Source organism: Desulfobacca acetoxidans DSM 11109 (assembly GCF_000195295.1).
GTDB lineage: Bacteria > Desulfobacterota > Desulfobaccia > Desulfobaccales > Desulfobaccaceae > Desulfobacca > Desulfobacca acetoxidans.
In genome coordinates this window covers 94,210-118,575 of sequence record NC_015388.1, presented here as the reverse complement: position 1 = coordinate 118,575, position 24,366 = coordinate 94,210, and the positions used below count along the sequence as shown (strand labels likewise).

The window sequence follows — 24,366 nt, the reverse complement described above, 5'->3', positions numbered from 1 at the left end:
CGTAAGCGCCTACCCTAAGGCCTGAGCCACCGATTTTTTACTAAAACTAAGGTAACGTATTCAAAGAACGAGGGTTTCTATCGTGTCTAGAAGTTATTCTGCATGTAGACTATGCTAAAAAGAATTCTGTTGTCAACAGAAATATAGTCTTAGATGGCTTGGTCGACAATTCTTTAAATATCGGTTAGGGTAAAAGAAACTTTCCCTTTCATCGGCTCTTGTTTGATTTCCGATTTAAATCATTATATAATCGCATCCATTGGCCACACGGTAAAATAGCAATACGTAGTTGGAAATATCAGGATAATAAGCCGCTTTGGAGAGAAGAGAGATGTGGACGTTGATTCCTCAGCTTTTCTACGACTTTCTGGCACGTATTGTTCCTGGCGCCATCCTACTTTTAGGTTTGGTACTGGTAATTTTCGGACCTTCGGACACGGCAACATTTCTCACTACGAATCAGGCCGTAAGCCTCTTTTCCCCTTATCATTTACTCCTTGTCATCCTGATCTCATACTTCACCGGGTTGATTGCCGGCCGATTATTTGAGGTTTCTATCGGCTTGATGAATGCCAAAAGGTATGATCTGCTTGAAGAGAGATGTCGAGAAGAATGTCTTGCCGAACATAATAAGTTATTATGCCTACTAAATTATCCTCCTTTAACAATCAATCCCGCCGACCTCCCTCGCGACTTTGTGATTCGAGATCACCTGAGAATAATCCTGCCCACCCAAGTCCCCAGACTCTTAAAAATCCGGGCTGAGCGTCGGCTGTGCCAGGTTCTGATGGTAGGCTTTATTCTCTTATTTATTATGAATCTCTTCTACTACTCTAATTCTCCATCGGAGAGGCGACTTTTAGCGGTTTTTTTTGCCCTAGCATTTTGGGTCTGTTGGATCAATGAACAGCGATTGCATAGGTATCTCTTGACGGGAACGCTGTCGTTATGGTTGATGCAAACCTCGCCCGGGCAGAGTCCATTACCAAAGTCCGATGAGAAGCATTGAATGTTTTGCGAAGGGCTGAGTGATGAATACTATTGAACATTTGCTCAACAATCATAAAAAGGACATTCTTCGCTTAGTTGTAGTACGCGAAGAGGGAGAGGCCTACAAAGGCGTTTTGTGTACAGAAATGGGCGATTTTTATCACTTGGTTGATGAAAGAGAAAAAATCTTGGCTGAAATCGACCACTGGATTGATGCCCTGAGCCAGGGGGAGCCACTGAAAAATGTATCTCAGGGTTTGTACGAGATGCGGCTGGAAGGGAAGACAGCCCTGGCTCGAACTCTCCGCCTGTTATTATATTTCAAGGCCCTTTTTTCAAAAGTGCATGACGGGAAGAATGAAAAGTATCTAGAAGATAAACTTAAAGGATCGGCTCAATATATTGTCGAAGGTTGTGCCGATCTAGCAAAAGCCCTCGATAAACTAACTGAAATTCATCTTGATCTGGAAGGTGAACCTCACGTTAAGGTTTCTATGGGATTGTTGTTGGTCATGTCTTTGGCCCTGTCCCAGATTGAATTTTTCCGCCCGGTTTTCTGGGAAGCCTATAGCGCCGCCCGCGCTCGGGAAGAACTCGACAGCCGCCTGCCTAACATACCAAAATCTGTGGTAGACCTGGTGACCCTTTTTATCCGCTATCAATCGTCTCCGGGGCAATATGCCCGGTTTACCGGAGATGTCAGTTTCACAGATCAATGCCGAAAATATGAAGATAGTTTTGAGTTAGGTAAAAATTCAATATTAAATACTCTCAACCTCATCGGCGTAGTCCACGAGGCCAGGAATCACATGCTCCCAGGGAATGATAAAACCTGGGTCATTAATAATTTGCCGGTAAACGCCGATGTGGATCGGAAATGGGGGGAAGCAACCTGTTTCCTTCTGAGCAGAGATGATATAAAAAAATATTCTTTGGCCTCGCTCTTTAAAATCTACCGAAATAAAGATCATTTGGAAGATGATTTGAGGCTGAGGCATTCACATTTGCGGGGCGATTTGATTGCAGTAATTATCGGGAGGTCTGAATTTAATCTTATCCGACACGCTAAAGCGATTTTCAGTGCCGAGGAAATCTATGAAATAAAAGACTATCCAGGTCCAGACAAACCCTCTATAAAAAGACCAACATATACCTGGGGATTTACTACAGCTTTTAATATAAAACCGGACGACCTAAATAGATTTAAAGATACAGTAGAGAAAATAACAGAAGAAGAAGAAATAAAAAAAGAATCTCGCTATCATAGCATTTCATTTACCTTTGGACGGGATCAAGCCAAAGACTTAAGGGATTTTATCCCAAAATATATTGAAAAGGTAAGAAATGAATCTGATTTTCCTAAATTTTTCGATTTCAGAAAAATTGACGTGCCAAATTGTTTTGATGCCGCAGCTAACAAAGAATTGGTTATTGAGGTTCGTCTGAGGGATGTCATTGCCGCTGAACTTCTATTATTCAATGATTGTAAGGAAGATGACGGACAGCAGAATCCTCTCCCAGAAGAGTCGGCGGCGTCTTTATTCTGTCATCTCTTCAGGCGAGCCAAGGAAGATTTTCAATTAGAAAAGCTGGCACTGCATAAAGGCCAGAAATTTTACTTTCCATTTCCGCTCCTGCGTAGACTTCTCAATACGGTATATCGTTTGCGACCGGAAACTTGTTTGTGCCTCCCTATAACTTATAAGGGTGTAGACGATAGTTTGAGTCAAGAGATTATCTCTATTCCTAAAGATCTCTGCCCAAAATGTAACGAAGACGAAATAAGTTTAATCTCTCATTACGTTCACGCCATGGTATTGAATCAAGGCGTCTCCAGGGGGTTCCTTGGTTGTGAGCTCGGTCTGGGAGAATTGGATGGGAATATTAATGGAAGATGCCGAAATGGACATGATTTAATGACTCCTGAGGCATGGAAAGAGCGGATTAATGAGGCCTGCCAAGAAAATTGCTATGCCTTGTTAGAAGAAAAATACCTCCGGGACTATTATAGCGCCCATACAAATGTTCAACCGTTGCCATTCCTGCGGCCGTCGCCTTTAACCCCTCCCGGAATCGCCGCTACTTCCAAAGAACTTAAGACTTACTTCGAACCGAGAAATGAAGAACCATATTCCCTCGGGATTGATATCGGCGGAACAAATATCAAAATCCATTTTTATACATTTGATTTTATTCATGCCGACGGTCGGTCCGCCTTCAAGGAAGAGAGTGAATCCTTTCGGTTATCCACGGCCATGCCGGTTTCTAATGCGAAAAAAGAGCCTATTGGAGAATGGCTTCGTTCACTCATCGATCAGATGGTTCTTTTTCTTGAAAATAGCGAATTTCTCAAGAGCCACCAACAGAAATCATCCGATAAAAAACCGAGGAAACTCCTTGGAATAGGTATCTCCTGGCCTGGACCGGTGCGTTATAATCTCGTTGCCGGCACGAGTGGTATCCTCAGAAATTTTCCTCCTTTAACCGGTAAGATCGTCGAAAATCAAATCCAGGATATCATGAATCTTGAGGTAGCCGGTAATTTCCAAAAAATATGGCGGGAAAAATGTAGTTCGAAAGGAGATGTTTTCAGATGGCTTGCCGATGTAACCTCAGTAAGACTTATCAACGACGGTGATGCCGATGGCATGGGCGCCGTGGATTATTTCCAAAAAGATCCGGAATTGCAGAAAAATTCAAAAGGAGAAGAAGATAAAAACCAAAAACTGGTGGTTATTAAGATCGGCACTGGCACTGCGGGAGCGGTATTTACCGGTGGTCGAATAGAACCCGGATTGAATGAATGGGGAAAAATCCTCCTGGATATTCATGCTCCGGCCGCGGCTTCTGTTGGTCAGGATTTCCCCCAGGGGGTGGCAAACCCATACCTGTCACAAAACACCATGGCAAATCTTATCACAAAGTATATGCATGAGATCGGCCGATTTTTCCAGGTCGAAAAGCTTAATCCCAAAGAACTTGACCTGATTTTGACTTTAAGTCAGCAAATACCCGATCCCAACAGTAGATGCGGTTTTGATAATTTCACTCGAGAGTTGCGCCAAGAATGTGGCTTAAGGGATCTAGCGGCCCTACCAAACCTTGAATTCGACGCAGAACTTATACGATGGGTTAGGAAACAGACTGAGTCAGAGAGCGTATTAAAAGGTCGGTTTTTTGCTCCGATTGGAAAGTATTATCGCGCCCAAGACAAGAAGGGCATGGAAAGACTTGATGAAGAAATTGAGAAACGTGGAACCTGGCGGATAGCCACGCTTCTAGATCTGCCGGATAATGCAGATGATCCGACAAAATTTGAGAAGCTGAAAGGAGCGGGAAAATTTGTAGAGTCCTTGGCAGAGAAGTTCGGTTATTATTTGGGAGACTTAATCGCATTGTTATACGACCTGTATCAGATGAACGAAGTTGTGCTAGGCGGGGGCATTCTGAGTGGAAAAATTGGCGATCAGGCAATTAAGATCGCCAGAGAGAGAGTCCTGCTCTATGGAATAGGAAACCTCAAGATTGAGAAACCGAATCCGCCAGCAGGAGGAAAAATATTTAACTTAGGCACACTCGGCGCCGCCGTCCATGCTGCCACCGGATTTCTCCAGGACCTTAAGGAACAGGGTTTAATCAAATTGGAACAGGTTCTTATGAGACTGGGCCCAAATGGTACCGCGACCATTGGTTCTAATGAGATTTCTTTCGAACCGAACGGAAAGAATACTATCGAACTATTAGAATATGCCTTGACTCCAAAAGATGTCGAAAATTATTTTAAAAAATATGCTGCTGATCTGGGTTATTATCGATCCGGCCCGGCCAAATACACCCGCTGGTCGATGCAGGTGGTTCGCCGCCGAAAATAGCCTTTTTAAGAAAAAGCCGAAAGGCTATTGCAAAACCGGTTTTTTCTGTCATCCCGAGGAAATCGAAGTTCCTCAAATCCTCAGAATCATAGACTCTTCTAAGTGTTGAGGCTGGGATGTCAGGACTACCCTTCCCGCTTTCTATCTCAATGAGAGAATGATCTTGCCTGATTTCTTGGCGAAAGTGTCGAAACGGAAAAAGAGCATTGACAATTTAGCAATAATTTATTATATTGACAAATATTTGACTTATTGTCATAACCAATCATTGATACTTTGTTCTCAAAATAATCAATAAACTGCTAACTAATTGCCGAATGAGAACTGCTCTAGCGTCCCCTGGTAGGTTCAGGAAATTAACTCCCGGGATTGCATTCTCCTGGCATCAATATTGCTGAAAGCATCCTGATGAAGCTAGAACTGGAAATTGGCGCCGCTAGCCAAAACGGCCGCCGAGCTGAAGTAATCATTAAGTCAGAGGAATTAGCCGTAGTGCATTTAAAGCTTGCCTATCCGGAGCAACGCAACCGGACTGGCCTCTATATGCGGCGGCATCCAGCCTATCCGGGAGAGTTAAACCCTAAAAATGGGTCCACCCTTGGGCCGAATAACCCGTTAAAAGCCCAGGGGGAACCGCCAAAACTGCCGATTCCGCTGCACCTGCAGGCAATGCACAACGCCGGTCTCCTCCCCGATTGGCAGGGACTGGAAAATTTTAACGGCGAGACCTTTCAACAAGAGCCGTACATGCTCGCTGTCCCTATCAGCGATACGGTGGCCAACCTTTTGCGGCCCTGCTTCCATCGGGACGGCCTTCGCACCTACGACGATCTGAAGTCAGTTACCGCATCTGCCATTCGGCTGCAGCGCCTCTTTTTTTTGCAGGGTGAACCCCTAGACCGAAAGACGTATTGGTGTATCTGTTATTTCAGCGCCCAGACTTCTGAGCCTTCATGCCGCTTGGAATTCCGCTGGCTACGCTTTGATGCCTCCCAAGACCTGGTTTTTGATGCCGGCAACGGGGATAATCTCATGGACCGGGGTCTGGTCTGGGCTGCGGCCTTAGTCCCACTGGTGGAAGACTCAAGACCATTATCCGCCGTAAAGATTGCCCGATATGATTATGACCTGCGCCAGGTGGTGGGCCGAGGCGAGGATGAGGCAATTGAATATGTCTATGAGGGCTGGCCTGACCAATGGGATGAACGAGTCGCCCGGCTTATTTCGCAACATGAGGCCGGCAATCGCCCTTTTGCCACCTTTTACCATAGCATTCTAGCCCTGGATCAGGATAATCAGATTATCCTGTGGCAGACGGAAGGGACATTGCCGGACCTGGCTCGGAAGTTGGCCGCTAAAGGGATAAAAACCGCGGGACTGCTGGATTCCGGAGGTAGTTGCGCTCTCTATGATGTCTGGTTGGGGAGCTACCTGAATCATTATTGGTATTTTCGAGAACCTCGCGGCGGCATCCTGGTATTCCAACTGAAAGCTCAGCAGCGTCTTCCCAAAGATGGCCGCGGTTGGCTGAAACGCCGCTTAGATTATGTTTCGAAGGGAGAGAATTTGTGAAATTGGCCATGATTGGAGTCGGCTACGTCGGTCTGGTCACCGGCGCCTGTTTTGCACAGACGGGCCATGAGGTAATCTGCATGGACATCGATTCCAAAAAGATCGAAGGTTTGCGTAAAAATGAAATTGAAATTCCCATTTATGAACCCGGTCTGAAAGACTATGTCAAACTCAACGTTGCGGCCGGCCGGCTCTCTTTTACCACCGACCTGAACCAGGCGGTTTCCCAGAGCCAGGTTATTTTCATCTGCGTGGGCACGCCCAGCCGGGAGGACGGTTCGGCGGACCTGCGGTATGTCTATGAAGTGGCTCGAAGCGTTGGCCAAACCATGCAGGAATACAAAATTGTGGTCGACAAATCCACCGTTCCCGTCGGCACCGCCGCCCGGGTGCGCCAGCTCATTGCCAAGGAGTTGGCCCGACGCGGGACAAACCTGACTTTTGACGTGGTCTCTAACCCCGAATTTCTCCGGGAAGGCTCGGCCATTGACGATTTCATGCGGCCGGACCGCATCGTTGTGGGAGTCGAAAGTCCTGAAGCCGAGCGTATCATGCAAGAGCTCTACAAACCATGGACCGATGGAAAATTTGAGCTCTTTGTCATGGAAGTCCCTTCCGCCGAAATGACCAAATATGCCGCCAACTCCTTCCTGGCCACCAAAATTTCGTTCATTAATGAGATCGCCAATCTGTGCGCCCTTACCGGGGCCAATATAAAAAGCGTCCAGAAAGGTATGGGCTCTGACAAGAGAATCGGCCCCCACTTCCTCTATCCCGGCTTAGGCTACGGCGGCTCCTGTTTCCCGAAAGACGTCAAGGCACTGGTTTACATCGCCCAGACGTTGGCCTACAACTTTAAGATTCTGGAAGCCACCGAAATAGTAAACCAGGCCCAGCGACACCGGTTTATTTTAGAGATAACCCGATACTTCCAGAATAATCTGGAAGGCAAAAAACTGGCCCTCTGGGGTCTGGCCTTTAAACCGGAAACCGATGACATCCGGGAAGCCCCGTCCTTAACCATCATCGAGCGTCTGTTAGAGATGGGGGCGGAACTTTCGGTTCATGACCCGGAAGCCATGAAAGAAGTTCAATTTTACTTCCGGAAGCATGCGAACCGCGACCGAATCACTTATGCAGACCTCCCGGAGGCGGCGCTGCCCAAAGCTGAAGCCTTGATTATCAACACGGAATGGGAGGTATACAAAAATGCGGAGCTGAACCTGATAAAATCCCGGATGAAAAACCCGGTGGTTTTTGACGGCCGTAATATTTACGATCCGGCCAAAATGCGGGAAATGGGGTTTACTTACTTTTTCGTCGGTTGAATTCGAAGGTTACCGTGGACTTTTATGCATACCGATAGAGACCTTCCATGCCCATTGAACTCGACAATTATCTAAAGAACACCTGGGCTGTCCGCAAACAGGTGCAAGATCAGTTGAAACTCACCATCCTGGCGGCCGGTTTGGGAAGGCGGATGGATCCGATTTCGACACATCATCTCCCCAAGCCCATGTTTCCCTTGGGAGGTACCGTGCCCATGGCGGAGATCTGGGTCAGACGCGCCGTCGAGGCCGGTATTACTAATGTCTCCATGAACTTATGCGTTCTGCAAGAAACCATCAGATCACATTTCAAAGACGGTCTGCTGTTCGGCGCCGATATCAACTACATAGAAGAGGACCGGCCCAGCGGTACCTTGGGAGGGGTGTGCAAACAGGCACTCGGGACCGAGGCCAAACAGACTCTGGCCGATGAGATAATGGGCTCCACGGCGGCATTTTCCGGAACCACTGTCATCGCTCCCAGTGGTGATATCGTCACCAATTTTGGGGTTGAACTCCTTGAGCAGATGTATGAAATTCACAAGCGCCAGGGCGCCGCTTTCACCATGTTATTGGCGCCGATTCCCTGGAAGCGACGCAAAGAATTCGGCACCGTCATACTCGGCAAATCTGAGCGTTCCCGCGGGCCGCTATCAGAATCCGGCCCCATCATCGACTTTATTGAAAAAGATCCAGACTCTCCCAGCAACCTCAATAATGCCTCCGTCTATTTCATTGAAATGGAATTATTGGAGAAACTCGATCCTTTTCGTACTGCTGCGGACCCCAACGTCCGGGAACCGTTTTATGATTTTGGCAAGCATGTTTTTCCAGCCATGTTAGGAAAACTTGCCTACTTTAAGCCGCCGAAAGATTATCTGCTGTGGGGTATCCGCTATGATGGCTTATGGTATGATGTTGGTCGCAAGCGGGATTACCTGTCTATCAACAAATCAGTGCTGGATAACAAAATCCATCTTGACCTGCCATACCAGAAATTGCCCTGGGGTTATCTGGGCAGCGGCACCGTCATCAATTTTGCTGAAGTGACCATAATTCCTCCGGTCATTATCGGCAATGAATGTATTATTGAACGTGGCGCCAAACTTGGACCTTATGCGATCATTGGTGATGGCTGGACTATCGAAAAGGATGTGTGCATCAGCAATTCCGTCCTCTGGAAGCGGTATGCCTATTTTACTAAACAGGGCGAAAAGATCTCGGTTCGGGAACGGAAGTTGGTGGATAGGCATGAAGTCCGCCAGGGATCGGTAATCGATGAGTGCATCATCGTTGGTGGAACAATCACCCCGGGACTGTACGATTCCAAGGCGGACAGGTTATTTGAAAAAACGGTCGATGTCTTAGAGAACGGCGAACTCCAATTGGTCTCCATCGACTGGGTCCCGGCGGGTCCTCGTTTGTAGCCCCTGTTACGGCGGCGCGCAGAAATGTTACCGAAAGCGGTTTTCTGACCGCAGGGGATTACATCTCCTCAAGAGGAATGATCTCCATACCGATTTTATCAGTTTATGATCAAGCCTATAGTTCTTGCAGTGCGCCTCACTTGTCTTATCGCCACCTAATAACCTGAGGTTCTCATGAAATTAGCCGTCATCGGGGCAGGATACATAGGTCTAATAACGGCCTCCTGTTTTGCCGAAATGGGGAACGAAGTCATCTGCGTTGATTTCGATGAAAAGAAGATCGACAACCTGGATCACTACCGCCTTTCAGTCTATGAACCAGGTCTGGAGGATCTGATCCGCCGTAATTGCAAGGGCAATCGATTGTTTTTTAGCACCAATCTCTCAAAAGCTGTAGAGGATAGCCTCATCTGTTACCTAACCCTGAGTCCGATATACAGAGAAGGTGAACTATCTGATATTACCTATTACCTCGCCGTTGCCCAGGATATCAGCCGCCATCTGAACGGCTATAAAGTCATCGTCAATAAGTCCAATGTTCCTGTTGGCACGGCGGCCCGGCTGCAAAAAACCATTGCTCAGGAGTTGGCGGTCCGGGGAGTGGAGTACGAATTTGACGTTGTGGTAGATCCGGAGTTTGTTAAACAGGGGACTGCCATCGAAGATTTCATGAAGCCGGACCGCATCGTCATCGGCTGCGATAATGAACGGGTAGCCGAACTGATGAAGGAGTTGTATGCCCCTTTCGTCCGGACCAACCGCCCGATCATCATCATGGACCTTGTTTCAGCAGAGTTGATTAAATACTCTGCAAACGCCTTTCTGGCCACCAAGATTTCTTTTATGAATGAATTAGCTAACATCTGCGCTATCACCGGCGCCGACATCAATCTCATCCGCCTGGGACTCGGCTCTGACTCCCGGATCGGCAATCTCTTTCTGTTTCCTGGACTAGGCTATGGCGGCCTGCGGTTTTCCCAAGGCGTCCGGGAGTTGATCCAGACGGCCAAAACAATAGGCTATACCCCTAGGCTGCTCGAGGCTACTGAGGCCATTAATCAGAACCAGCGCCGACTGTTTATCGATATGATCAGCGCTTATTTTCATGATGATCTCCGAGGACGGGTATTCGGTGTTTGGGGCCTGTCCTTTAAGCCCTGGACGGATGACATCCGGGAGGCACCGGCCTTGACCGTCATCAACGCCCTGATGGAGAAAGGGGCGCGGTTTAAGGCCTATGATCCGCAGGCCCAGAAAGCGGCCCAGGAATTTTTCGGAGTGTCAAATACGGCTATAAGCTATGCCGCCGATATGTACGAAGCCGTGGACGACGCGGCAGCCCTGATCATTAACACCGATTGGACTATGTTTCGTACCCCTGATTTTAACCGCCTCAAGTCGCGCCTCAGAACAGCGGTTATCTTTGATGGACGCAACCTCTATAACTGTCAGAAGCTTACCCAACTTGGCTTTGAATACTTTTATATAGGCAAAAAACAAAGAACCGCCTGAGTCGATTGTCACCTTAGGCTTATAATTGTAAATTAATTGAGTCTCTTGAGGCTCCTGCATAACTGATTTTCTATTTCGTTTCCAAGCCGGAGCCGGGGAACCAGGAAAGATTATTTACTTCGTTTAGATTGCCAAAAACAGGTATCTTGCCCAAACCTCCCCGGAAAATATTTTTAAGGCGCGTGCCTTGGCGTTCTCCCTTACTATCCTGTCCTGGACAATTTAAAGAACTCTGGCCAGATGCCGATGAAATAACTTGAAAGTGAGTATTTTAAGATGAGGGATGAAGCTACGACCCAGGACCGGATGCTCGACGAATTAAACCGGCTGCGTCAAGAAGTAACCCGTTTGCGGGCCGCTTCGGAGGCCGCCGTCCCGCCGCGTGAGACAAGCTACTTACTCCTATTGAAAAATCTGCCGAATGTTTTCTTCAAGGGCTATATGGACTGGTCGGTAGACTTCATCGACAACAAGATCGAGGTCTTGACCGGTTACCCCAAAGCAGAATTTGATTCCCGCAGGATAAAATGGCTCGATATTGTGGTGCCCGAAGATCTGGACCGGATTCAAAAAGAGTTGATAACGGCCTTAAAGACAGACAAGGCTTATATTCGGGAATACCGAATCCGGCACCGGAGCGGCAAGGTTTTATGGATTCAGGAGTCCAGCCAGATCATGTGCCACTCCCAAAGCGGCTTCGAGTTTGTTTACGGCGCCTTCCTCGATATCACCGAACGGAAGGAGGCCGAAGAGGCGGTACGGGAATCAAAGCGGCAATTTCAGGATATCATCGATTTCCTGCCGGATGCAACCCTGGTCATTGACCGGGAAGGGAAGGTTATCGCCTGGAACCGCGCCATCGAGGCCATGACCGGAGTCCAGGCCCAAGATATCCTGGGCAAGGGAAACTACGAATACGCCCTGCCTTTTTATGGGGAGCGTCGGCCCATTCTCATCGATTTTGTCTTTGCCAAGGAAGAGGAGTTCCGATCCCGTTATGCCCAGGTGAGCCGGCGGGGCGAGATTCTCTGTGGCGAGACCTACGTGCCGCAACTAAAGGCCGGTGGGGCTTATCTTATCGCCACCGCCGGGGGTCTCTACGACTCCTCGGACCACCTGACGGGCGCTATCGAGATCATCCGGGACAACACCGAGCGCAAACATATGGAGGAGGCGCTGTACCGGCAGAAGGAATATCTGGCGGCACTGAATGAAACTACGCTAGGCCTTATCAATCGCCTGAACTTGCACGATCTGTTGCAGACCCTCATCTGCCGCGCCGGCCAGTTGCTGGGCACTCCCCACGGCTTCATTCACTTAGTAAATCCTGAAAGAATGATCCTGGAGTGCCGGGTGGGAATGGGAATCTTCGAGAAATTGATCGGGGCCTGCCTGAAGCTCGGACAGGGTCTGTCAGGCCAGGTCTGGCAAACCGGCCAATCCCTGCTCATCGAAAATTACCAGGACTGGGGAGGACGGGCCGATACCCCGGGATTGGATTACCAGTCCATCAGGATGATTATGGGGATCCCACTAAAATCCGGCTCTCAGGTCACCGGGGTCCTGGGTCTGGCCTGCCACCGGGAAACGGACCAGACCTTTAGTGATGAGGAAAAGGCCCTGTTGGAGAGGTTTGGAGAATTGGCCTCCCTGGCCTTGGACAACGCCAAACTCTATGCCGAGGCCAGCGAGGCCCGCACAGCCGCCGAAGCCGCCAACGAGGCCAAGAGTACCTTTCTGGCCACCATGAGCCATGAAATCCGCACTCCCATGAACGGCGTTATCGGCATGACCAATCTGCTGCTTGATACCCCCCTCAATGAGGAACAGCGGGAATTCTGCGAGACCATTCGCGGCAGCGGCGAAGCCCTGCTTACCATTATCAACGACATCCTCGACTTTTCCAAGATCGAAGCCGGTAAAATGGAACTGGAACACCAGCCTTTCGATCTGCGGGAATGCCTGGAAAGCGCCCTGGACCTGATAGTCACGCCGGCGCAACAGAAAGGACTGGAACTCGTTTACCATGTGGATAAACAGGTGCCTGCCACGATAGCTGGCGACGTCACGCGTCTGCGGCAGATTCTGCTCAACCTGCTCAACAACGCCGTTAAATTCACCGAACAGGGGGAAATCTCTCTGACGGTGAGGGGAGAAGACGGTCCTGACGCTGCGGCTCTCCCTCCCGGTAGTATGCTGTTGCGGTTTTCTGTGGCCGATAGCGGCATCGGCATTCCCCCCGACCGCCTGAACCGCATGTTCCAGTCTTTCAGCCAGATAGATGCTTCCACTACCCGAAAGTATGGCGGTACCGGCCTGGGACTGGCTATCAGCAAACGTCTCAGTGAAATGATGGGCGGCCGTTTGTGGGTGGAAAGCAAAGGCGTGCCGGGGAAAGGATCAACCTTCCATCTGCTGATACGTACTGAACCGGTGGCTATGCCGGTAATTACCCGCCACGAACTGCTCCACCGGCAACCCCAGTTGGCTGGGAAGCGTCTGTTGGCGGTAGACGACAACGACACCAATCGTCGTATCCTCGTCCTCCAAAGCCAATCCTGGGGCATGCTGGTGCGGGATAGCCGCAGCCCCCAGGAGGCCCTCGGGTGGATCAAACGCGGCGATCCCTTTGATCTGGCGATTCTGGACATGCAGATGCCTGACATGAATGGGTTGATGCTGGGTCGAGAGATTCGCGCCCATCGCCCCAACCTGCCGTTGGTATTATACTCCTCCCTGGGCTGTCGGGAAGTGGGACCAGACGCCGCCCTTTTCGCCTTTCAACTTACCAAGCCCATAAAACCTTCACAACTATACGACGCCCTGTTGACTATTTTCTCGGCTCAACCCGCGGCGACGCGTAAGCATGACGAAGCGGTCAAGAGTCAGATTGATCCCGATCTGGCAACCCGCCTGCCGCTCAAGATCCTATTGGCCGAAGACAACGCCGTCAACCAGAAGGTAGCCCTGCGACTCCTGGCGCGGCTCGGCTACCGGGCCGACGTAGTGGCCAACGGGTTGGAAGCCCTGGAGGCGGTCCGGCGCCAATCCTATGACGTGGTGCTGATGGACGTGCAGATGCCGGAGATGGATGGATTGGAGGCCTCGCGGCGTATTAAGCTGGGTGAAGCCGGGCGCGCCGCCCCCCGAATCATCGCCTTGACCGCTGACGCCATGCAAGGCGATCGGGAAAAATGCCTGGCGGCCGGCATGGACGACTATCTCACTAAACCGATTAAGGTGGAAGCTTTGGTGGATGCTTTGACCCGAACCCAGCCCCAGCCTGCCCCAGAGGATCAGGAAGCGGTGATCGATCCCAAAATATTTGCCGATTTTCGGGACAGCCTGGGCGCCGATTTTATCGGCGAGGTGCTGGCGGTATTCAAAGAAGACGCCCCCGAATTGCTGCGGAACCTGCGTCAAGCCCTGGCCGACAACGATGCTGAACTCTTTCGCCGCGCGGCTCACAGTCTAAAATCCAATAGCGCCTCCTTCGGGGCCGTAACCCTGGCCGAATTGGCTCGGGAACTCGAAATAATCGGCAAGGAAGGCCGCCTGGACGGGGCGGAAGACTCCGTGGCCCAGGCTGCAATCGAATACGATCGGGTTCAGCAGGCTCTGGAAAAGTTGATCCAGATATGAAACAACACGCTAAACCGCAGCACGGGCCTAAAAACTCCGGCTATATCCTGGTAGTGGATGATAACCGGATGAACCGCCTGATGCTGGCGCGGGGTTTGGAAAAACAGGGCCACCAAGCAGCCTTTGCCGAAAATGGCCGCCAAGCCCTGGCAATGTTAGCCGAACAGGATTTCGATCTGATCCTGCTGGACATCGAAATGCCCGAGATGAACGGCTATCAGGTACTGGATCATCTGGCGGCTAATGTCCGCTGGCGCGATCTGCCGGTTATCATGATCTCGGCGGTGGATGAGATCGACAGCGTCGTCCGCTGCATCGAATTAGGCGCCGAAGACTATCTCACCAAACCCTTCAATCCTGTCCTGCTGAAGGCCCGGGTAGACGCCAGCCTGGAGAAAAAACGGCTGCGGGACGAACAACGGGCCTTGTTCTGCAAGTTCACCAGCGACGAAGTGGCCGAAGAACTGCTTAATTCAGGCTTTTCGCTCGGCGGCCGGCTGGTCGAGGCCACGGTGCTTTTCAGCGACATCCGCTCCTTCACTACTATTGCCGAATCCAAAACGCCGCAAGAGACCATCGAGCTGCTTAATGACTATTTTTCTCTGATGTTCGAAGCCATTGCCAACGAAGGGGGCGTCGTCAACCAGATGATCGGCGACGGCCTGATGTGTATCTTCGGGGCGCCTCTGCCCCTTATCGACCATCATCAACGGGCAGTGCGAGCCGCCCGGCAGATGATTGAACTTATCCGCCGCTTCAATCAAGAACAGGCCAGGTTGAATCGGGTGCAGATCCGCATCGGCATCGGCATCGCCTCTGGGGCGGTCGTGGCCGGCTGCGTCGGCACCCAACATCGGGCCACCTATACCTGCATCGGCGATACGGTCAATCTTGCCGCCCGCCTGGAGACTCACACCAAGACAGTGGGACAGCCCATCTTGATCGAGGAAAACACGTATCTGGGCCTGAACGGCAAAATCGAAGTTGCGCCGCAGGGTGAAGTGCAGCTAAAAGGCAAGACCAGGGCTGTCAAGGTCTTCTCGGTCCCGGTGGCAGACGATCGAACCTGAAAACGACGGTCTTTTACGGTTGGTCAGCATCTTCGGCGAACAGAGGGTGGTTAAGGCGGATTTTCTGAGGCTGAATCCGGCAGACCACAAAGTAATCTTCGTAGGCAAATAACGTAATGTTAGACTGAGGCTCGGCCTCACCTTCCGAAGAGTCGCTGCTCCGGGCGCCCTCCGGCAAGCAATATTCGGCCTATTTTTAGCGCCCGCTAATGGCCGCGATCTCTGGCTGAAGACGGCCGCAGGTTGGAGCCATGTAAAAAATAGCACCCCCCAGTCATCTACCTGCGCATTTCCGTATACTTAAATTAACTCTTGTGGTATAAGATATTATCTCATCATAAATACAGACTAACTTGATCCTCCTCATCAGAGGGCGCTTTGCAGTTAGTGATCAATACTCCCGGTTCTTTCATCACCCAAAAAGACGCCTGTTTTCGCCTGAAACTGCAGGACAGGGTGATGGATGTCTCTCCCCTGAAAGTGGAAAGCATCGTTATTACCAATCAAGCGATGATTTCCTCTCAAGCCATTGTCCTGGCGCTGGAACACAATATCGATATCATTTTTCTGGACGGCTACGGCGACCCCGTGGGCCGGGTCTGGTTTAGCAAAATGGGCAGTACCGCCCTGATCCGACGGCGGCAGTTAGAGGCTATGCCTAACGCCCTAGGGCTTTCACTGGTTCTGGATATGGTCCGGCAGAAGTTGACCAATCAGATTACCTTCTTAAAAAAATTAATGTACGCCCGCCCTGGCCAGGAAGATAATTTTCTCGGTCCCCTTAAAGAAATCGAAAACTGTAAGTCTGATCTGAACCCCAAGGACCAGAATCTGGAAGCGGTGCGTCAGCGTCTCTTGGGTATGGAAGGAACGGCCGCCCGACACTATTTCCAGTGCCTTTCCGGGGTGTTGCCCCAAAAATATCGCTTTCCGGGGCGATCCCGCCGCCCGGCCCTGGACCCATTCAACGCCTGTCTCAACTATTGCTATGGCATGCTCTACCCCATGGTGGAAAAGGCCTGCATCCTGGCAGGACTGGATCCCTTTGTGGGTTTTCTGCACACCGACAACTACAATAAAAAATCCCTGGTCTTTGATCTCATCGAGCCTTTCCGCCTGTTTGCCGAACAGACCGCGGTCTATCTGTTTACCGGCAAGAAGATCAAAGATGCCTATTTCGACTTTCAGGATACCGCCGTATCGTTAAACCAGGAAGGCAAGCCGGTGGTGGTGGCTGCCATGCAGCAGCACCTGGATGAGAGCGTCCGTTACCGGCGGCGCAACGTCAAGCGGCGCTATCTTATCCAGCACGAAGCCCATCGATTGGCCAATATACTCTTGGCCGAAACCGGGGAGCCGCGCCCGGATTGGCTGGAGATAAGAGAGATTTAGGGAAAAGGGAAGAGGGAAGAGGGAAAGCGTCATTATGTAAGTGTGAGGCATGCCTCGCCCACTGGCGGCGGCCTTGAGGGAAAGATGCCGGTGTTGGTCTGGATCCTTTACGATATCAGTGACGATAAAATCCGCAGCCGGGTTTCCAAGGCCTGTAAACAATACGGTCTGGAACGGGTCCAGAAGAGCGCCTTTTTAGGAAAGCTGGAAGCGTCTCGCTTCGATGAACTGGCGGTGAAATGCCAAAGTCTAATTGATGAAGACATTGACAGCGTTTATCTCTTCCCTTTCTGCCAGGAGGATTTCAGGAAGATCAAGGTCCTGGGCCAGGGTTTTGACCCGAAATTGGTGAATGAGGAGTTGTTGGCGAGGTTTTTCTAAAGTTATTATTTGTAGGGGCGAGGCTTGCCTCGCCCGTGATGGGAGGATATGAGCAATGAGCCAACATGCGGGCCGCAGTCCCGGAAGGGATTTAGAACAACACTTCCTTGATATTTGTGGGTTCGCACCGACGCCTGAACAACAAGAGATTTTTAATTTTCTTTCTGCTGGGGATTTTTCACTGAATCCTTTACTGGTCAGGCTGCCGTGTGGATACGGAAAAACAGAAGCTGTAATTGCTCCATATCTGGCGCAAGTTCTACACAATCAATGGTTATTAGCCCCGAGGCTGATTTATGTTCTCCCTACCAGGGCCTTATGTAATCAGATCAGAGATAGAATTCAGAGTTACGCAAATAATATCGAACAAAAATTTGGCAAAAAGATTGTAGTCGGTATCGAACACGGGGTCAGTTCTCTTGATCCCCTTTTTTTTGCGGATATTTGTGTGACCACATTTGATCAATTTTTATATGGGTATGCCCGGGCCAAACGAGTGGGAAGGCATTTTGATTTACCCGCCGGGAGCATTGCCAATTCCATAGTTGTCTTTGATGAGGCGCATTTATATTCCCCATATACCCATTCGCTCATGAGGGCCTTGTTGGAGATTTTGACAATTAGTAGAATACCAACGATTTTGATGACCGCAACTATGCCAAAATCTTTGGAGGCTGGTCTGCTAAAAAATGAAAATATTAGAGATTATGAACGGATTGAATTTAGAGGGAAATGGCCAAATCATATGGGTCACCGAACCGTAAAGTGGCACCAGGAAGAATGGGGTTTCCTTGAAGAGGAGAAGATTTCTTCGGGCCTAAACAAGGTCCTTAACGATAATCAAGGAAAGCGAATTTTAATAGTCGCTAACCGAGTTGATGTAGCGCAGCGGGTGGTGACAGCTTTAAAAGACAGGCGTGACCTCCTCACTCTCATACATTCGCGTTTTACGGTAAGTGATCGCGAAAAAAAAGAAAGAGAGGTCTGCCGGTTTTTTGGCAAGGATAAGAATGAGCAAAAACCAGGTATTATAGTATCTACGCAGGTTTGTGAGGTGGGACTGGATATAAGCTGCGATATTTTGATCACGGAATGTGCGGCTGCGGATGCCCTGGTGCAGCGTATAGGTCGGGTTGCAAGATGGGGCGGTGAGGGGATTGTTTATATAGTAAAGCCACTGGGGCGGGAAGAACTAATCGGGGAAGACTGGAGTATAGCCTATCCTTATGTGGATAAAAAGAATGAAGATGAAAGCGAATTCGCCGGTAGAAAAAAGGGAGAATTTGCTGGCATCGCCTGGGAATATTTGAAAAACGCACCGTCGAATCTGTTTATAGACTGGACGGCCACCGCCGAATTTTGCAATAGGATGGAGTATCACACTGACGATGTGGAAGCACGCAATGCCTTGGGTCAATTGTTTGAGGCGACGCTGTTTGCAGACGAATTGGCCTGGAATCTTTCGGCCAGGGGAGAAATGTATTGTTCTCTGTCGGTAGTAAATGAAGAAGTATTGCTGAAAAATGAGAAAATAATCGATGAGCAAATAGACCGAAAGGCAAAAAAAGGTAAGAAAACAAAGATTGAAAAACAGATTGATTTTGAGAAATTGCGGGGTACTTTGGTTAATATATCGTATCGATACTTGGCATGGATCAAACCAGAAAACCTAAGAAAGTACGATTTTACGGAAGGAAAGATCGGGGAGAAAATTGAAAAGGGGCGGCTGCAGCCTTTTCAAACGTATGTTATTGATCGAAATGATTATTATGATTCGAATATCGGTTTGAGGTTGGTAAAGAAAGAAGAGAGAGAAGAACCTGATAAGAGCGAGGAAGCGGCATCATGTTTGATCTTTTGAATTACAGTGCCCCCGGGGAAATTTATGAAGATCACGTAAAATTCTGCCTGAAGGCCTGGGCTGGTTTTAAAGAAAGGATGATCCCGACGCTGGCTCGCCTCTTTGATACGCAGATCCATGAAGTCAAGGCAACGGTAGAGATGATGATAGTTTGCCACGATGTGGGTAAGTTATCGGCCAGGTGGCAGGATTATATCAAATCACCGAAAGAAAAACGAAGTAAAGGACCGCCGCATGCAACATTGGGGGCGCCGTATGTACTTTATTTTAATGAGAGAAGCAAACATGATCTCTATTATGCCGGGGCTTTGGCAATTTTGATGCACCATACGGATAGCGGTCTGGCGCAAGGCAACCTGGAGCATCCGGCGGAAGATGCCATCAACCGTAGGCTGGTGGAGTACGGTACGGAAAGGATTCGCTGGGCGGCAGGGGCCGAAGAATCCTTTAGAAGATCAGTGGGATTTTCGAGTTTAACCGAAAAGCTTCCAGAGTTAACGGAGGCGATTACACTTGGATCATTAGAAAATATGGCGAAGGATCTGCGCCAATGGGCCCGCTGCCCCAGGGAAATTGACAGACATCGGCGTCGCCTGCAAGCGCTGGCATTGCACCATATATTGAAGGTTTGCGATTGGCGGGCGGCGAGTCAAAGACCGCAGCAAGAACCGGATGAGGATGAAGAGGGTGAGAAAATTGAGAAAAAGTGCAAGCAATCTCTTCTCAGCGTTTTTCTGGACGGGGGCCTGCTGCCATGAATCCCAATAATACTTTTTATACACCGGGCACCGGTCTGCCCGATTTTGAGATGCGGATTGCCCTGGGCCTGTGCGCGGCGGCATTGAATGCGGTGGAGCCGGAAAAGATCAGGCTGGTGGAATTGTATGACCGGTATTGTGTGGAAATCGATGACGATGGGGATGTTACAGCCAAGGTGATGAAGGCTTTGGGGTGGCTTTGTCAGAATAAAATTTCGGACCAATCTTTATTGCTAAGAATACCTGGATTTCGTCCGTTGCATCTTGAAAACCAATCAGTTGGAATCGCTAAATTTGGCAAGAAAATAGCGAATAAAAACAGTAAACCAAAAAATATATTTACAGAGAAAAACGAAATACGAAAGGGAGCGCATGCCTCTGCCTGCGGTCATAATTATTCAAGGAATGATAAAATAACAGGTGCGTTAGTATCTTTTTGCCCACAATTAGGACAGCCACCAAAAAGGGATAATGTAACTCACCAAATTACCTTACCATTATGCCCATTTTGTGTGGTATCAAGCTTAGCAGGAACATTTTTTTTTCAAATTGATGTGGCCATTAATACCTCTGATCGTTCAAAAAAGGAGAGGTTCTTTTTTCTCCCCCATTTTGCAGGAATAATTAAGGGCGGAGAGATGGCCCAATATATCGCCACTGCTAAACATATTTCCAGGAAGATAGAAGATATCCCAGCTCCGGCGGCATTATTAGCGCTTCTATCGTTATATCCGCATCTAATTGAAATTTTAAGAGATAAGGTTGATTCATTCTTTGTGGGGAGATTGGATAGTAGTGGCAATGCACCACGCTATGAATATCAGGTAGAAAAATCAGACCCAAAAGAAATAACTTTTCTTAAAAATGCCTACAACCGCGCCTTAGTTCAAGCCTTACTTCAAGAACGCATTTTTTCCCAGGATAGGAGCAAGCTATTGGGATTGTTGGCCAGGGCTTTTAGGAATATTGATGAAAAATCAGCATTAGATTTTGCACGAACGTATGTCGGGGTTAGGGAAGGAAAAGCTCTGCTCTCACGGAAAACAACCGATTCATTCGCACAGGAGATTTTCAACATGGATAAGTCACTTCTGGAAGGAGAGAATTTTGACGTTATTAAGAAAATTGCTGATATGCTGCAATATTTTGTCCGGGAAAGAAATTTTGGCTACGTTGATAATCTTCGCAAGGCCAGAGATGCGGATGAATTTGCCAAGCTCTTATTAGACGCCCAAAGAGAAGCACAGAGTTCGGTGCTTGACCCCAAGAAACAATATAAACCATATTTGCCTGGGCAAAATACAGTACAGCAGATGCTGCAACTGGTGAATAATGAAAAACAATTTCGATCCGTTCAAACACTCGTGGCGCTTTTGGCATTTACTTATTACAAGAAGGAGGATTAAAGATGGCAGGATATCTCGCGGTGGCGGCAAAACTGGTATTGAACGTGCATGACCTCAATAATGAGGGGAGCGTCGGTCAGGCCTTGGATATTCGGCAGATTAGAATGGTGGATGAGAATGGCAACCCCTTAGAGGAAATGCCGGCGGTGAGCGGGCGGATGATGAAACACTGGCATCTGGAACATATGCGGCGAAAGGCACTAGGATCATCAAACGTTAAACTTTGCAGTGTCTGTGAATCCGGCCAGCCGGATAGGCAAACACAGGCGACAGACGAGCTGCAAGCTATCGAAGAATGCCTTGTTTGCGATGTGCATGGTTTTCTTTCTACCAAAAAAATGACCAATGCCCCGCGACGGAGCTCATGCGCTTCGTTTTCGTGGTTGCTCCCTGCGTTAGGAACAAGACCGGAAAGCAAACAGGTTATTCACTCCCGAGTGGCATCTGGAACCGAAGCTTCCAGCAGCACAGGAGAAACATCTCAGATGATTTTTTACAAAACTTATGCATCAGGAGTGTTTGCTTTTGTTGCAGGTATTGATCTGAATCGCATCGGCTCGACTATAGATAACCGAAAAGTTAATGGTGATATCAAAACCCGTCGCCGAGTTGCAATTCAAGCGTTGCTTCCCATTGTTTTAGGGGCGTTCGGGGCCTCACAATCGCATGCCTTGCCGCACGCCAAGTGCCTGGGATTGTTGGCGGCCTTATCAACCACGGAGAAGCCTGTTCCCAATCTGATCAGCCCCATATACTCAACGGGATTCGAAGAATCCATTGCATTACTTGAGACAATGGGGAATGGTGTGGATTGGTGGAGCTATGGGGATGGTTTAAAGAATGCCAAGAAGACGGTGCAGGAGGTCTTTCAGGAAATATTGGCTAAGATTTAGGAGATAGCGATGATTGCCCTTGAGTTTCGGCTGAAGCTCTCGTCGATGTATTCCATCCGAGTGCCCTATAGCTATCAATGCGCCAGGACATATCCCCTCCCCGCCCCATCAACTATTAAGGGATTATGTGCCAATGCCTTATGGCAAAAAGAGGGGGAAAATCCTGTAAAGCTGTTAAAAGATATTCAAAACAAGGCCTTAGGGGCGACAGCAAGGGCTGAACATCCTATCGCAGTATCTTCCTGTACTGTCCGAGTCATTCCGATGGACGCCAGGTTGAGGCAGTATGCCTTCACGCCATATATCGATTGTCTGATTGCATTTAAAGATGGGGAGGAAGAGCTCGGTAAAAAAATTGCTGAATCTTTGAAAGTTGCTCCTATCTATCTGGGGGATAGCGAATCACTGGCATGTGTGCTGCCCGAATCAGTAGAATTAGTTCCTGAACATAACATTAAGAAAGTTTTCGAAGGGGATGATATTCCTTTAAATTCACTGGTCCGATTCGATCTTATAAAAAACTTCAGAGAAAATAATAAAGGGGTAGTGCTTTATATGCAGGAAGACCCTGTCGCGGTTGACGCGGTTCTGGAAAGATATTTGGCCCCCTTATGCGCCAGAGGAGATGCTTATTATCCCTTGGAAGAGCGTTCATATTGTTCCTCAGGAAATGGTTTTTTTATCAGGGGGAGAAGAATTGCGGCACTTTTTCCGGAACCGCCTGAAAATGACGTCAAGGGGAAGAAAATAAAGAATTTCAAGCGGAAGAAGACATGAACAGGGGACTAAAAAGAATCGAATATATCCCAACTATTGAAATATCTATCAAGACTTCCAGGCCGTTAACTTTTGAGCAGGGCCGTGGATTACGAGGATGCATTGCCAATATATTAAGGGGAAATGTCTTAGTTCATAATCACAACGATAGCGGGCTGATTTATTCTTACCCTAGAATTCAATATAAAGTTATAGATGGTGAGGCAAAAATTATCGGATTAGCGGAAGGAGCGGAATTATTAAAAGAAATGCCAAGTATTGGAATCTTATCGTTAGGTAAACAAGAGATGCTGGTAGATAAGATTGAGCTTCAGGAAAGAATAGAGATTATTGGCATAAGCCATTCAGTCGAAAAGTATCATTTCCTTACGCCTTGGCTGGCTTTAAACGAAAAAAATTATCAGCAATATTTAAGATGTGGAAATAATTACAAAAGAAAACAGCTTTTAGAAAAAGTGATTATTGGCAACATCATTTCCATGGCCAAAGGATTGAATTTTACAGTTCCAGGGCCCTTATATGGAAAACTTGAAAATTATCAAGAAATTGAGACATCCTTGAAAGGGATGCCTATGCTGGGATTCTACTCGATATTTTCAGTCAACTTTCAAATTCCCGAATACTGGGGCATTGGAAAATCTGTTTCCAGAGGATTTGGCACAATAAGCAAGGTAAAATGACCCAAAGGTTAAAGAATTGCCAAGAACCGAGTCAGAGTTGGAAAACATAGCGGAATTAAACTTTGATGAGGCAGGGTATTCCATAACTACCTCAGATATCCTGGAATATCTTTTTTGCCCGCGATTTATTTATTTCCAAAATTATCTTGCCATCTCCCAACACGAAGAAAAGCGCTTCAAAGTCCAAACCGGCCGGACCGTACACGAGGACAAGGCACGCCTTAATCCTAATTATTTGCGAAAAAAGCTCGGGGTGGTGGAAAGAAAAAAATCAGTCTACCTCAGCTCCACACGGGGCATGCGTGGAATAGTGGATGAAATTCTGTTCCTCCAAGATGGGTCCGCAGCGCCGTTGGATTATAAATACGCCGAATATAAGGAACGAACCTTTAAAAACCACCGTTTTCAACTAACTTTTTATGGACTGCTTATCAGGGATAACTATTCTGTCCCGGTAAATAAAGGCTATATTGTCTATACCCGGAGCCGCAATAAGCTGATCGAAGTGGGAATCACCGAATCCATGTATAATGAGTTGCAGGATATTATCGCTGTATTGACGTCTATAGTTGTTCAAGGGAAATATCCCCCGCCCACGAAGGCAAAAGCCAGATGCCTGGATTGTTGCTACCGAAATATTTGTGAAAAGGTGATCTGATCAAAAATCCATCGTGATAATATATGGATAACTTAACTCTGGTACATCAATAATACCTTTTAAGGCAATCTCTTTTGAGGTTTGAGCTGCAAATATCTGCTTACGAGAAATTTTATAACATGTTGTTTTGGCTTTGGAACCGGCAGA

Annotated in this window: 18 protein-coding genes; all 18 read left to right on the top strand. The window is 48.4% G+C overall.

Going from position 1 to position 24,366, the window contains the following annotated elements:
• Positions 1–331: 331 nt before the first annotated feature.
• The 18 genes from DESAC_RS00515 (at position 332) to cas4 (ending at position 24,219) form a co-directional block, all read left to right on the top strand.
• Positions 332–1,009, top strand: a complete 678-nt coding sequence (locus tag DESAC_RS00515; protein WP_013705113.1) for a hypothetical protein — start codon at positions 332–334, stop codon at positions 1,007–1,009.
• A gap of 22 nt (positions 1,010–1,031) precedes the next feature.
• Positions 1,032–4,862 carry an ROK family protein gene (locus DESAC_RS00510; protein ID WP_013705112.1) on the top strand — a complete coding sequence of 1,277 codons (3,831 nt, stop codon included), beginning with the start codon at positions 1,032–1,034 and terminating at the stop codon, positions 4,860–4,862.
• 408 nt (positions 4,863–5,270) lie between these two features.
• Positions 5,271–6,434, top strand: coding sequence for a hypothetical protein (locus DESAC_RS00505; RefSeq protein ID WP_013705111.1), 1,164 nt, complete (start codon positions 5,271–5,273; stop codon positions 6,432–6,434).
• A complete protein-coding gene (locus DESAC_RS00500; protein WP_013705110.1) occupies positions 6,431–7,762 on the top strand; it encodes a UDP-glucose dehydrogenase family protein in 1,332 nt (443 codons plus the stop codon). The genes DESAC_RS00505 and DESAC_RS00500 overlap by 4 nt, the downstream gene beginning before the upstream one ends.
• A 47-nt stretch (positions 7,763–7,809) precedes the next feature.
• Positions 7,810–9,189, top strand: coding sequence for a nucleotidyltransferase family protein (locus tag DESAC_RS00495; RefSeq protein ID WP_013705109.1), 1,380 nt, complete (start codon positions 7,810–7,812; stop codon positions 9,187–9,189).
• A gap of 174 nt (positions 9,190–9,363) precedes the next feature.
• Positions 9,364–10,701, top strand: coding sequence for a UDP-glucose dehydrogenase family protein (locus tag DESAC_RS00490; RefSeq protein WP_013705108.1), 1,338 nt, complete (start codon positions 9,364–9,366; stop codon positions 10,699–10,701).
• Positions 10,702–10,977: 276 nt separating this feature from the next.
• Positions 10,978–14,343, top strand: coding sequence for a response regulator (locus DESAC_RS00485; RefSeq protein ID WP_013705107.1), 3,366 nt, complete (start codon positions 10,978–10,980; stop codon positions 14,341–14,343).
• A complete protein-coding gene (locus tag DESAC_RS00480; RefSeq protein ID WP_013705106.1) occupies positions 14,340–15,413 on the top strand; it encodes an adenylate/guanylate cyclase domain-containing protein in 1,074 nt (357 codons plus the stop codon). The genes DESAC_RS00485 and DESAC_RS00480 overlap by 4 nt, the downstream gene beginning before the upstream one ends.
• A 19-nt stretch (positions 15,414–15,432) precedes the next feature.
• On the top strand, positions 15,433–15,525 hold the full coding sequence (locus DESAC_RS16540) for a hypothetical protein (RefSeq protein ID WP_237671367.1): 93 nt from the start codon (positions 15,433–15,435) through the stop codon (positions 15,523–15,525).
• A 275-nt stretch (positions 15,526–15,800) separates the two neighbouring features.
• The gene (gene cas1 / locus DESAC_RS00475) at positions 15,801–16,805 is read left to right on the top strand and encodes a CRISPR-associated endonuclease Cas1 (RefSeq protein WP_237671375.1); all 1,005 of its coding nucleotides are present in this window, start codon (positions 15,801–15,803) and stop codon (positions 16,803–16,805) included.
• 90 nt (positions 16,806–16,895) lie between these two features.
• Positions 16,896–17,186: a CRISPR-associated endonuclease Cas2 gene (cas2, locus tag DESAC_RS00470; RefSeq protein ID WP_174261962.1), complete on the top strand. Its 291-nt coding sequence runs from the start codon at positions 16,896–16,898 to the stop codon at positions 17,184–17,186.
• A gap of 55 nt (positions 17,187–17,241) precedes the next feature.
• A complete protein-coding gene (gene cas3 / locus DESAC_RS00465; protein WP_013705103.1) occupies positions 17,242–19,047 on the top strand; it encodes a CRISPR-associated helicase Cas3' in 1,806 nt (601 codons plus the stop codon).
• Complete coding sequence (locus DESAC_RS00460; RefSeq protein WP_013705102.1) at positions 19,032–19,805, top strand: CRISPR-associated endonuclease Cas3''; 774 nt, start codon at positions 19,032–19,034, stop codon at positions 19,803–19,805. The genes cas3 and DESAC_RS00460 overlap by 16 nt, the downstream gene beginning before the upstream one ends.
• Positions 19,802–21,211 carry a hypothetical protein gene (locus DESAC_RS00455; RefSeq protein WP_013705101.1) on the top strand — a complete coding sequence of 470 codons (1,410 nt, stop codon included), beginning with the start codon at positions 19,802–19,804 and terminating at the stop codon, positions 21,209–21,211. The genes DESAC_RS00460 and DESAC_RS00455 overlap by 4 nt, the downstream gene beginning before the upstream one ends.
• A gap of 2 nt (positions 21,212–21,213) precedes the next feature.
• Positions 21,214–22,104 carry a DevR family CRISPR-associated autoregulator gene (locus DESAC_RS00450; protein WP_013705100.1) on the top strand — a complete coding sequence of 297 codons (891 nt, stop codon included), beginning with the start codon at positions 21,214–21,216 and terminating at the stop codon, positions 22,102–22,104.
• A 9-nt stretch (positions 22,105–22,113) separates the two neighbouring features.
• On the top strand, positions 22,114–22,881 hold the full coding sequence (gene cas5, locus DESAC_RS00445) for a CRISPR-associated protein Cas5 (RefSeq protein WP_013705099.1): 768 nt from the start codon (positions 22,114–22,116) through the stop codon (positions 22,879–22,881).
• On the top strand, positions 22,878–23,561 hold the full coding sequence (locus tag DESAC_RS00440; RefSeq protein ID WP_013705098.1) for a CRISPR-associated endonuclease Cas6: 684 nt from the start codon (positions 22,878–22,880) through the stop codon (positions 23,559–23,561). The genes cas5 and DESAC_RS00440 overlap by 4 nt, the downstream gene beginning before the upstream one ends.
• 16 nt (positions 23,562–23,577) lie before the next feature.
• Positions 23,578–24,219 (top strand): CRISPR-associated protein Cas4, encoded by a 642-nt coding sequence (gene cas4, locus DESAC_RS00435; protein WP_218915698.1) that lies wholly within the window; start codon positions 23,578–23,580, stop codon positions 24,217–24,219.
• Positions 24,220–24,366: the final 147 nt, after the last annotated feature.

What these genes read in the sequence shown, in the direction of transcription:
- DESAC_RS00515 (WP_013705113.1), top strand. Translation starts at nt 332, where the DNA reads ATGTGGACGTTGATTCCTCAGCTTTTCTACGACTTTCTGGCACGTATT.
- DESAC_RS00510 (WP_013705112.1), top strand. Translation starts at nt 1,032, where the DNA reads ATGAATACTATTGAACATTTGCTCAACAATCATAAAAAGGACATTCTT.
- DESAC_RS00505 (WP_013705111.1), top strand. Translation starts at nt 5,271, where the DNA reads ATGAAGCTAGAACTGGAAATTGGCGCCGCTAGCCAAAACGGCCGCCGA.
- DESAC_RS00495 (WP_013705109.1), top strand. Translation starts at nt 7,810, where the DNA reads ATGCCCATTGAACTCGACAATTATCTAAAGAACACCTGGGCTGTCCGC.
- DESAC_RS00490 (WP_013705108.1), top strand. Translation starts at nt 9,364, where the DNA reads ATGAAATTAGCCGTCATCGGGGCAGGATACATAGGTCTAATAACGGCC.
- DESAC_RS00485 (WP_013705107.1), top strand. Translation starts at nt 10,978, where the DNA reads ATGAGGGATGAAGCTACGACCCAGGACCGGATGCTCGACGAATTAAAC.
- DESAC_RS00480 (WP_013705106.1), top strand. Translation starts at nt 14,340, where the DNA reads ATGAAACAACACGCTAAACCGCAGCACGGGCCTAAAAACTCCGGCTAT.
- cas3 (WP_013705103.1), top strand. Translation starts at nt 17,242, where the DNA reads ATGAGCCAACATGCGGGCCGCAGTCCCGGAAGGGATTTAGAACAACAC.
- DESAC_RS00460 (WP_013705102.1), top strand. Translation starts at nt 19,032, where the DNA reads ATGTTTGATCTTTTGAATTACAGTGCCCCCGGGGAAATTTATGAAGAT.
- DESAC_RS00455 (WP_013705101.1), top strand. Translation starts at nt 19,802, where the DNA reads ATGAATCCCAATAATACTTTTTATACACCGGGCACCGGTCTGCCCGAT.
- DESAC_RS00450 (WP_013705100.1), top strand. Translation starts at nt 21,214, where the DNA reads ATGGCAGGATATCTCGCGGTGGCGGCAAAACTGGTATTGAACGTGCAT.
- cas5 (WP_013705099.1), top strand. Translation starts at nt 22,114, where the DNA reads ATGATTGCCCTTGAGTTTCGGCTGAAGCTCTCGTCGATGTATTCCATC.
- DESAC_RS00440 (WP_013705098.1), top strand. Translation starts at nt 22,878, where the DNA reads ATGAACAGGGGACTAAAAAGAATCGAATATATCCCAACTATTGAAATA.